The organism is Bartonella birtlesii IBS 325, assembly GCF_000273375.1.
Classification (GTDB): Bacteria; Pseudomonadota; Alphaproteobacteria; order Rhizobiales; family Rhizobiaceae; genus Bartonella; species Bartonella birtlesii.
The window spans coordinates 500625-512115 of record NZ_CM001557.1 but is presented as its reverse complement, the minus strand read 5'-3'; the positions used below and the strand labels follow the sequence as shown (position 1 = coordinate 512115).

The 11491-nt window shown below is 36.6% G+C and carries 6 protein-coding genes and 1 pseudogene; all 7 read left to right on the top strand.

All coding sequences use genetic code 11. The features are described 5' to 3' along the window. Positions 1-837: 837 nt before the first annotated feature. Positions 838-1357 (top strand): annotated as a pseudogene (locus QWU_RS10280) (EI24 domain-containing protein); the annotation flags it as partial. A 531-nt stretch (positions 1358-1888) separates the two neighbouring features. Further along, positions 1889-2809: an acetyl-CoA carboxylase, carboxyltransferase subunit beta gene (gene accD / locus QWU_RS02670; protein ID WP_006589994.1), complete on the top strand. Its 921-nt coding sequence runs from the start codon at positions 1889-1891 to the stop codon at positions 2807-2809. 4 nt (positions 2810-2813) lie between these two features. Beyond that, complete coding sequence (locus QWU_RS02665) at positions 2814-4133, top strand: bifunctional folylpolyglutamate synthase/dihydrofolate synthase (RefSeq protein WP_006589993.1); 1320 nt, start codon at positions 2814-2816, stop codon at positions 4131-4133. A 43-nt stretch (positions 4134-4176) separates the two neighbouring features. Further along, on the top strand, positions 4177-5175 hold the full coding sequence (locus QWU_RS02660) for a complex I NDUFA9 subunit family protein (RefSeq protein WP_006589992.1): 999 nt from the start codon (positions 4177-4179) through the stop codon (positions 5173-5175). A gap of 769 nt (positions 5176-5944) precedes the next feature. Next, entirely contained in the window at positions 5945-7342 is a 1398-nt protein-coding gene (gene ahcY, locus QWU_RS02655) for an adenosylhomocysteinase (protein ID WP_006589991.1), read from the top strand. A 36-nt stretch (positions 7343-7378) separates the two neighbouring features. After that, positions 7379-9844, top strand: a complete 2466-nt coding sequence (locus tag QWU_RS02650; protein WP_006589990.1) for a sensor histidine kinase — start codon at positions 7379-7381, stop codon at positions 9842-9844. A 50-nt stretch (positions 9845-9894) separates the two neighbouring features. Continuing rightward, on the top strand, positions 9895-11388 hold the full coding sequence (locus tag QWU_RS02645) for a bifunctional tRNA (adenosine(37)-N6)-threonylcarbamoyltransferase complex ATPase subunit type 1 TsaE/phosphotransferase (RefSeq protein ID WP_006589989.1): 1494 nt from the start codon (positions 9895-9897) through the stop codon (positions 11386-11388). Positions 11389-11491: the final 103 nt, after the last annotated feature.

Below are 11491 nucleotides of genomic sequence, written 5' to 3'. Positions count from 1 at the left end.
GAGAACTGAGAACTGAGAACTGAGAACTGAGAACTGAGAACTGAGAACTGAGAACTGAGAACTGAGAACTGAGAACTGAGAACTGAGAACTGAGAACTGAGAACTGAGAACTGAGAACTGAGAACTGAGAACTGAGAATACTTTAAATAAAAGGCAACACAAAACAAAAATGAAATTTAACTACTAAATATCTTTACGTACAAATTTCATTGAACTTCCCTTTGTACAAACAGTAACCTTCTCTCTGAAAGAAATAAAAATCCTTATACATTTCAGTCTATTTAAACTAGCATTAATGGTATTTAGACTGTTTCATGCCGTTTATACTGTTAGTTCTCTATTAGTTCTACGTCATGTTCTATAATATTTGCCCTTATTCCTGCCTAAAAAAATAAAGATTCTTCATTCTACCAATCTGTAAACAGATTATTTTTTTCAGGTAAATTTTATCTGCTGATTGTTTATGTAATTTACGGCCTAGCTGCTAGGATAAATCCTAATCTGCACATTCTGTTCAATTTCATATTTATATATTTGGTCAGGTGCATAAAAATTGAAAATAAACAGATACAGCATTCTTATTTTTAAAATATATGAATGCACATTATACTACTGTAATAGAGAGAAATATGTTAGCGAACTGTGAATAAAAATACTGTCTCTTTATGACTTATTTTCTTAATCACCAAACTTATAGGATCTATAAATTAAGTGCATATATAACATGCTCTCTGATTTCTCTCTTGTTTTCACTTTTTTCTTATTTACTCAGGTGTTATGATTTTTTCTGCTACTTATTGCGCGTTATAACGTCTTCTGACCACACAATATCGCATTATGATATTGAAAATTTGGGGGATTACCTTTGGTATACTAGCTATTTTATGGCTATGTGTACGCAATTTTATTGCCTATTTTAGGCCTTGGATTGCACATTTTCTTCCTGGATTATCTAGTTGGGCAAGATGGTTAGGATTGAGAATATTTATCATTTTTAATCTTGGTTTAGTTTTACTGATGACTTTTTTAATTGCCCTAATCACCGCTACGACTGGCGGTTTTTTCATCGATGAAGCTGCTGAAATTATTGAAAAAGAGAACTATCCAAATGAGCTTGTTGGACGTACTTTGTCGTTTGTGCGTTTCTTATTCTCTTCTTGAAATTTGTTCTTTTAAGTTTTTTTGGTAATGGAATTGTTTTGATTTTATTTTTCGTACCAGGTATTAATTTGACTGCCTTTTATGTTGTTAACGGCTTCTTGCTTGGGCGTGAATATTTTATATTTGCCGTCTATTTTTTTCGACCAGAACAAGAAGTACACGCTTTTTACACACGCATTATATAACGTTTTTTGGCATATGACATAAAATGCTTTCTTAAAAGACCACGGCACATGCTTGGTAAAAAATAATAACATTTAACTTAAAACCCGATAAAACACACATGTGAAAGAGAATAGAAAATAAGTTGTATGCTTTATTAAGAATTATTTTTATTTGTTTATAAAAGAAACCTCCTGAAAAAAATCTTGCTCTGGTGTTGGCGTTTCGTTAACATAACATTATCATATCCACTCTTTTTACAGACTATTGTAGCTTTAGTGATATTTTATAAATATAAGGTCTTTTTGCTTTAAGGGTGCCAAAATTAATAGCGCATTAAATGTTCGTTTTCATCAAAAGTAAATGTGAAAAAGGAATATTTTTAATGGGAGAAATTGCTATGATATTGATAAAAAATTAAAGATAATAGGGTTGGAGTTATACGTATAGTGCAAAAAATTTAAATAGACTTATTTATTCAACTGGTAAGGTGAATCTGATTATTTAAATTCTCTATTTTTTGAAATCATGTAAAAAATGTATAATATAAAGAGAGGTTGTAAAGATGAACTGGATCACAAATTATGTTCGTCCTAAAATTAACTCTATATTGGGGCGCCGTGAAATTCCAGATAATCTATGGATTAAAGATCCCACCAGTGGTGAAATGGTCTTCCATAAAGATTTGGAAGTGAACCAATATGTGATTCCTACTTCTGGCTATCATATGCGCATCAGCGCTAAAAATCGTCTCATGCATTTTTTTGATGATGGGGTTTATACGCCTCTTGAAAATCCAAAAGTTGTAACAGACCCTTTAAAGTTTCGCGATGAAAAACGCTATATTGACCGGTTAAAAGATTATCGTTCTAAACTTGGTGTTGATGACAATATTTTAAGTGCACGAGGAACCATAGAGGGTTTACCAATTATAGCTACCGTTCAAGACTTCGCCTTTATGGGTGGTTCTCTTGGTATGGCTTCAGGAGAAGCTATCATAAAAGCTTTTGATACAGCCATTGCTGAAAAACGCCCTTTAGTTCTTTTTGCTGCTTCTGGCGGTGCACGCATGCAAGAAGGAACACTTTCATTGATGCAAATGCCTCGTACAACCGTAGCTATCGAAATGATGAAAGAAGCAAAACTCCCCTATATTGTGGTTCTTACCAATCCAACCACCGGTGGTGTTACTGCTTCTTATGCCATGCTTGGTGATATTCACATTGCCGAACCTGGTGCTATGATTGGTTTTGCGGGACCACGTGTTATTCAACAGACCATACGTGAAACCTTACCAGAAGGTTTTCAAAGTAGCGAATATCTGCTCGAACATGGCATGGTTGATATGGTTATATCGCGTTTAGAAATGAAAAAAACCATTGCACGCCTTCTACGCTTGATGATGAAATATCCTGCCACTGTTAACCCTTCCAATCCATCGCCAACAAATTCTCAAGCATCGGTTTCTACAACAAAAGCAGCTTAAGTGCATGGAAAAAAGCCAAGTGCAAAGGATGGTAGATGATTTACTGAAAAACTACCCAAAAAAGTTTGACCTTTCTTTAGAACGTATTCTTCACCTTTTAGAACGTCTTGGCAATCCGCATTTACAGCTTGCGCCTGTTATTCACATTGCTGGCACAAATGGCAAAGGATCTGCTTCAGCGATTTGTCGTGCTCTTTTGGAAAGCGCAGGCTACCGCGTTCATGTCTATAGTTCACCTCATTTGGTGAACTGGAATGAACGTTGTCGGCTAGGTCAAATAGGAGGCGGACAACTTGTCACAGAAAACAAATTGGCTGAAACAATTCATGAAATCATAAAAGTGAATCGTGACAACCCGATCACTGTTTTTGAAATTTTTACAGCGGCTGCCTTTATGTTATTTAGCACACATCCAGCTGATGTAGTAATTCTAGAAGTTGGATTAGGAGGACGTTTTGATGCTACAAATGTGATTCACAAGCCAGCTGTATCCCTTATTATGCCCATTGACTACGATCATGAGACTTTTCTTGGAAACACAATTGCACAAATTGCTTTTCAAAAAGGGGGAATTATCAAACCAGCTGTTCCAGTGGTTATCGGTAAGCAAGATCATGATGAAACCTTTTCACTTTTAACAACCCTTGCGGATAAAAATAAAGCGCCTTATTCCCTGTTTGATCAAGATTATCAAAGCTATACAGAATATGGGCATATGGTTTTCCAAAATAGTCAAGGTCTTATGGATCTTCCACTTCCTAACCTTATTGGAGCTCACCAAATCGCTAATGCCGGAGCCTCTCTTGAAGCAGTTTATCAAGCAGGTTTTCAACTTTCAGAACAGACAATAAATCATGCTTTGCAAAATATTTACTGGCCAGCACGGATGCAACACCTTACCCATGGAAACTTGGTTGATCAGTTGTCTCCTAGTATTGATTTATGGTTAGATGGTGGCCATAATCCTGCTGCGGGGAAAGTTATTGCAGAAGAACTTACCAAGTGGAAACAAAAATCAAACCGTCCTCTCATTATGATTGCTGGTATGCTCAATACTAAAGATGCTGTAGGTTATTTTCATCCTCTAGCAAAACTCGTAGATAAAGTCTATACGATCCCGTTAACTGACAATAACGCTAGTATTTGTCCAATGATTTTAGCTGAGTCCGCACGGAAAGTAGGACTTTTTGCTACCCCACAAGATCATCTGAAAGATGCCTTACATAAAATTAACTCAGAGCATAAAGATGCAATTGTCCTTATTAGTGGTTCCCTTTACCTTGCAGGTGATATTTTACGTGACAACAAAACACCACCATGTTAGGAATTGATTATTCATAGAGTTTTGAGAGATTGACTTTTTTATCATGCAACTTGATTTTGCACTTTATCAACATCCTAAACTTATTACTGTTTTCGGCGGTTCTGGCTTTGTGGGGCGGCACGTCGTTGAAACTTTAACCAAGCGGGGTTATCGTGTTCGCATTGCTGTTCGCTGTCCACACAAAGCTTATTACATGCTCCAAATAGGAGAAGTAGGGCAAACCCAAATGCTTAAAACCGATATCAAGCATCGCGCTTCTGTTGCGCGTGCATTGCTTGGAGCAGATGGCGCAGTGTTTCTTCCCGGTAGCTTAGCGCAAGCAAATCAGTCAAACTTTCAAAAAACACAAATTAATGGTACGCAAAATGTTTCTGAATTAGCAGAAGAAGCCGGTATTCCGCTTATTTATATGTCAACACTTGTCGCCAATCAACATGCTTCATGTCTTTATGCACGCGTCAAATTTGCGGGTGAACAAATCGTTCAAAATAAGCATCCTCAAACGATTATTATGCGCCCATCCGTTATCTTTGGAGCAGAGGATTGTTTCTTTAATACCTTAGCAGACTTATCACGTTTTTTACCAATTATGCCCCTTTTTGGTGGTGGTCAAAGTAAATTACAACCTGTGTATGTAAATGATGTCGCGGAATTTGTTGTGCGTGCCTTAGAAGGAAAAGTTGCCGCTGGAAAAAGTTATGACCTTGGTGGTCCTCAGATTATTACTTTCCAAAATATTCTTAAAAATATACTCAAAATTATTCACCGCAAAAAGGTAACTCTACCCATGCCTCTTTCTGTAGGGCTATTGATAGGAGGTTTTTTTGGAGCTATCGGTAAATTGCCTTTAGTGCCAACACTCGTAACAAAACATCAGATACGTTTCTTACAAATGGATAATATTGTATCTCAAGAAGCTCTTGAAAAAGGATATACTTTAGAAGGTGCAGGCATTACCCCAAGAGCAATGACTGCTCTCTTACCAAGCTATCTCTGGCGTTTTCGTCCACACGGTCAATTTTCTAAAAATTTGCCAGCCTAGCGTAAATTCTCTAAAATGTTAGTTAACTTATTGATTTACAATTATACTTTTAGTGTTAAAGCCTTATGCTTAATTGTTTGATGTTTGAAAAAAGTAAAATATTCTTTATAAATACTCTTAATGCAAAAATAGCTATAATATTAAATGGGGTTAAGTTGTATTTTCATAAGCATAAAGATACGTCCAATAATCTTACATTATATTATTTATGAGCAAGCACTAAGAACTGAAACTCAAAGCAAAATGAAAATGTCTTTTTAACTATGATAAGCTGCACAATGGTACGCTTTTCTTCCTAAAAGGAAATGATTCCATTAAAAAATCTATACAAAACAGTGTAAGGCATTTTGTAATTTTCATTATTAAAAAACAAGATTATTTGAATGGTTTTGAAAACTATAAAGCTTCGGTAAAGGAAAATCTAAAAATTTGTTTTTATCTTGATAGTGCTATATTAAATAAAGCTGTTTTTTATTTCACAAATAAACCAAAGAAAATACATGGAACTTTCACTTTAATCTAGCGTATATACAAAAACCGATATAACTTAAAAATGAAAGATATTGGTAAACTTTGCTTACTTAAGAAAATTTTATAATCCTCTCTATTTTGTAAATTACTATCATTTAATACAGATAGATGCCTATTTGGTGCAAAAATTTATGGAGATTTTTAAGGATTTTTTCCCATAAAGAAATCTTTCTATTGGCTTGCATTTTTTTTAATTTCTCCTACCGTCTTGCAAAAATTGATTTTAAAGGAATAAAGAATGGCAACTCTGAATTATGTTGTCAAAGATATCACACTTGCTGCCTATGGGCGTAAAGAACTTGACATTGCTGAAACTGAAATGCCTGGTTTAATGGCTTGTCGTAAAGAGTTTTCTTCTAGCCAACCTTTGCGCGGAGCACGTATTTCTGGTTCATTGCATATGACCATACAAACAGCTGTTTTGATTGAAACACTACAAGCATTGGGAGCTGATGTACGTTGGAGTTCTAGCAATATTTTTTCTACACAAGACCACGCAGCAGCAGCTATTGCTGCAACTGGTACCCCTGTTTTTGCGGTTAAGGGTGAAACATTGCAAGAATATTGGACTTATATAGATGCCATTTTCCAATGGCCTGACGGAAATCTCTCTAATCTTATTTTAGATGATGGAGCTGATGCTACAAACTATATTTTAATGGGATGTCGTGCAGAAGAAAATAATGATATTCTCTCTCATCCAAAAACAGAAGAAGAAGCGTTTTTTTTCAAACAAATCCAAAAGCGCATGGATACAACACCGGGTTTTTTCACGCAACAGCGTGCAGCAATCAAAGGTGTGAGTGAAGAAACCACAACGGGTGTAAATCGCCTTCATCAATTACAAAAGGAAGGACTTTTGCCTTTTCCTGCTATTAACGTCAATGATAGTGTTACAAAATCAAAATTTGATAATAAATATGGCTGTAAAGAATCACTTGTAGATGGTATTCGGCGCGCAACAGATGTGATGATAGCTGGTAAAACAGCCATTGTCTGTGGTTATGGTGATGTAGGCAAAGGTTCAGCAGCTTCTCTTTCAGGTGCTGGGGCTCGTGTTAAAGTAACAGAAATTGACCCAATCTGTGCTCTTCAAGCAGCAATGGATGGTTATGAAGTGGTTCATTTAGATGATGCCGCTTCCAGTGCCGATATTATCATCACAACAACGGGCAATAAAGATATTGTCCGATTAGACCATATGCGACAAGTTAAAGATATGTGCATCCTTGGAAATATTGGCCATTTTGATAACGAAATCCAAGTAGCAGCCCTTAGAAATTTGCCGTGGACAAATATTAAGCCACAAGTTGATATGATCACCTTTCCTGATGGGAAACGTATCATTTTGCTCTCTGAAGGGCGTTTACTTAACCTTGGTAATGCTACGGGACACCCTTCTTTTGTCATGTCAGCCTCATTTACCAATCAAGTTTTAGCGCAAATTGAACTCTTTACTCGTTCAGAACACTACAAAAATGAAGTGGCTGTTTTGCCCAAACATCTTGATGAAAAAGTTGCGCGCCTTCACCTTGATCGTTTAGGAATAAAATTAACTATTTTATCAGAAGAACAAGCTGCTTATATTGGAGTTACACCTCAAGGGCCTTATAAACCAAATCATTATCGTTACTAAAATGTTTCCTTGGGTTAAAAAAAAGGAAAAAGTGTCGTGTTCAGCTTTGGTGATTATGACTCCAAAGAAAAAGTTCAAAAAGTGATCCGAATCTGCACGCATATCTTTTGTCTTCTTTACCTTTTTTTTCCGACATGCGTTGTTGCACAGTCAGTGGAAACATATTTGCCATTTACCTTTACTTTACCGGATGGTCCATGGCTTCTTGTTGCTCTCTTTGGAGGAATATCTTGTGCCTTATTTCTTACTTGTATAGCTCTTATGAGGCATGCAAAAAAAGCTTCATGGAAACCTCAGCAAACAATTCAAACAAACTCTTATGAGAAACTTAAATATTATGAATGGCTTCTAGAAGAAACAGGGCAATTCCTTCTTATTTGGGAAAACCCGAACGCTTCACCTCGTGTGGTTGGTAATATTGGCGCATTACAAAAAGCAGGAATTGGTCAAAAAGATTTTCAGTATTTTGAGCTCTGGCTTGAAGAACATTCAAGTCGAGAACTTGATTATGCATTAATGCAGTTGCGTTATGAAGCGCATCCTTTTGAACTTTCTATTACCACGACAAATAATATACCGTTACAAGTTACAGGAGTCATTGCAGGAACTGTAGTTATTGCACGCTTTCAAGATATATCAAAACAGCAGAGCGAAAATGCACGTTTACAAAAAGATATCGCCAAAATTCTTATCGAACTTAGAATGCAGCGTAACCTTCTTGACCGTATTCAAGAACCGGTATGGATACGAGATTGTGAAGGAAAAATTTGTTTTGCCAATCGTGCCTTTAAAGAAATGACAAAATTTCAGGAAGGTGGTAATGAAGTAAATGATCTTTTTAGTGCAGCAACACAAAACAAAACAGAAGAGGAAGAAACAATTTTTCAAGAGCATGTTCACACAGTTATTGATGGAGAACGGCGTCATTTTCATCTCACACGGATTACAACAACCGAAGGAATGGCAGCTTTTGCGCATGATGACAGTGCATATGAAAATCTTGCTAATGAACTAAAACGTGTTCTTCAAAGCCACTGTGAAACACTTGACCAAATTTCAACAGCTGTCGCTGTTTTTGATAACAACCAAAAATTAAAATTCTGCAATCAGGCTTTTAAAATTTTATGGACATTGGAGAGTTCTTTTTTAGAAAGTGAACCCAGCCATACATTGCTTCTTGAACACTTGCGTGAAAAAGGACTTATTGCAGAACACCCCGATTGGCGTGCATGGAAAGAAGAGCTTTTCAAAGCCTATAGGCAAACAGAATCAAATCAACAAATTTGGAATCTGCCAGACGGGCGTACTGTACGTGTTGTCTCAAACCCTCATCCCCAAGGAGGCGTCACTTGGCTTTATGAAAATCTTACAGAAAAAATTGACCTTGAACGACGCTATAATACCCTTATTAAAATACAAGGTGAAACTCTTGATAAACTTGCAGAAGGCGTTGTGGTTTTTGGCACGGATGGGCGCCTTCGTTTATCAAATCCTGCCTTATCAAAATTATGGTCTCTTCCCTATAATTTATTGGTAGAAGGTACCCATATTACACAATTACAAAACCATTGTTCGGCCTTAACCTTGAGACAAGAATGGGAACAGTTTACCAAATTTATTACAGGTTTTGCTGAAAAACGTGACACCTATTCAGGTCGTATGGACCTTACAAATGGCATGATCATTGACTATAAACTTGTACCTCTTCCCGATGGGCAGACAATGCTTACTTTTGTTAATGTGACGGATACAGTTCATGTTGCACGTGCTCTTCAGGAAAAAAATGAAGCCTTAGAAAGTGCTGATCATTTGCGTAATAAATTTGTTCAACATGTTTCCTATGAACTTCGTACGCCTCTTACCAATATTATTGGATTTTCTGATATTTTACGTGATCAAATTTTTGGTTCTATTAATGAACGCCAAAAGGAATATCTTGGGCATATTCACTCAGAATCAGGCACCCTTTTAAATATTGTGAATGATATCCTTGATCTTGCTACCCTTGATGCAGGTATTATGGAGCTAAATATACAGTCGGTTAATATTGCTGATGCTATGGTGCAAGCAGTAACACGTGTAGAAGAACGTCTTAATGGACGCCATATTACGCTTTTACAGCAAATTTCTCCCTCCTTAAATTGTATCTCTGCGGATGCAACACGTTTGCATCAAATTTTTGTTAATGTTCTCAGTAATGCTATTAACTTTGCACCAGAAGCAAGCACGATTGAATTTTGTGTTGATGAACAAAATGACAACATCGTCTTTAGTGTCCACAATGAGGGATCTGATATTCCAGAAGATATTCTTGATCGCATTTTCAAACGTTTTTCTTCTCATTCACATCATGGTGGACGCGCAGGAGCAGGTCTTGGGCTTTCTCTTGTAAAAAGCTTTGTTGAACTGCATGGTGGTCACGTTGAAATTCTTACCGGCACGGGACAAGGAACAACGGTCAAATGTTTTTTCCCAATCCCCAAAGGAGATAAAATTTTTTAATCTCGTCTTTTATTGTTAGACAATTTTTTTGTCCCTGCAGGAAACTGTTTATGAATTTTAGTTTTTTTCTTGAAAATGAAAAAGCAACCAAACTTTTCGCACAAGATTTAGCGCTCGCTTTAAAGCCTGGTGATCTAGTAACACTGCAAGGTGATCTTGGAGCAGGAAAATCAACCATCGCACGGGCAATCATCCACACACTTGCAAACGACAATAGTCTGGATGTTCCAAGCCCTACCTTTACTCTTGTTCAAAGCTATCAGCTTCCAAAATTTGAAATTATTCATGCAGATTTTTATCGTCTTTCTATGGCAGAAGAAATTGATGAATTAGGTCTTCATGAAGCACGTGAGCGAAGTATTTTACTCATTGAATGGCCAGAAAAAGGAGCAGAGCTCTTAGAACCGATTACTTTTTCACTCACTTTACAACATGGAGATTATGGGCGTCATGTGACGCTTACAGCATCACAAAATTCTCTTGAACGTCTACAACGCTCTTTCGCAATTCGTACATTTTTAAAAACCCATGGATGTGGTCATGTACATCGTCATTTTTTAGCTGGTGATGCCTCAGGGCGTACTTATGAACTTCTTTATGATGGGCAGCATAAAAAAGTTCTCATGGATGCACCAACCATGCAGATGAAACAAAATATGGATCTCTCTTACGTAACAATGGCACAACTTGCAAAAGATATTCGTCAATTTATTGGAATTAATCAACTCATATTAGAGAATGGTTTTTCTGCTCCTCATATTTTTGTCGAAGATTTTGAAAAAGGTCTTTTGATTCTGGAGGATTTCGGAAATGAAGGAATTTTAGATAAAAGCGGTCATCCTTTAGAAGAGCGTTATATCGCCTGTAGCGAATTACTGGCTACCTTTCATCAAAAATCATGGCCTTCCCAAAAGCAATTTGCAACATTTTTACTGCAAATTCCTTCCTATGATTGCCAAGTACTGCAAACAGAACTCTCCTTGTTACTCGACTGGTATATACCTTTTCAAATACAAAAGAACTTAGACCAACAACAACGTAAAGCTTTTTTTGCTTGTTGGCAGCCCTATCTTGATCATCTTACTCAAGGAGAGAACACATTTGTGATGCGTGATTATCATTCACCCAATATTCTTTGGCGCACACATAAGGCAGGATTTGATCGTATTGGTTTGATTGATTTTCAAGATGGCTTAATAGGTTCAACAGCTTATGATCTTGTTTCTTTAGCGCAAGATGCACGTGTGTTTATTTCCCCAATACTCGAAATAAAAATTCTTGATGCCTATTGTCATGCGCGTCATAAAGCACCACGCCCCTTTAATGAAGGTGAATTTCGCAAGCTTTATGCGTTTGCAGGTGCCCAACGCGCTTCGAAAGTGTTAGGAATTTTTCTACGCCTTCATCAGCGGGACGGAAAATCATCTTATCTTAAATATCTCCCCCATGTACAAGATTATCTTGTCCGCAATCTTTCACATCCAATACTTGCACCTTTACAAAATCTTTATCAAGAAATGGGGCTCTTTTCAAAAACAGGATAGGTGTTTCTATTTTTAATTCTCAAAAAACTCTTTTTACAAAAATAATCGACTTTCATTGTGGGACGCTAAAAAAGAAATGTCTTTACTTTCTTTTTTTATTCCC

Excerpts from the sequence above, each read along its gene's own strand:
- QWU_RS02660 (WP_006589992.1), top strand. The coding sequence starts at position 4,177 with ATGCAACTTGATTTTGCACTTTATCAACATCCTAAACTTATTACTGTT.
- accD (WP_006589994.1), top strand. The coding sequence starts at position 1,889 with ATGAACTGGATCACAAATTATGTTCGTCCTAAAATTAACTCTATATTG.
- QWU_RS02645 (WP_006589989.1), top strand. The coding sequence starts at position 9,895 with ATGAATTTTAGTTTTTTTCTTGAAAATGAAAAAGCAACCAAACTTTTC.
- ahcY (WP_006589991.1), top strand. The coding sequence starts at position 5,945 with ATGGCAACTCTGAATTATGTTGTCAAAGATATCACACTTGCTGCCTAT.
- QWU_RS02665 (WP_006589993.1), top strand. The coding sequence starts at position 2,814 with ATGGAAAAAAGCCAAGTGCAAAGGATGGTAGATGATTTACTGAAAAAC.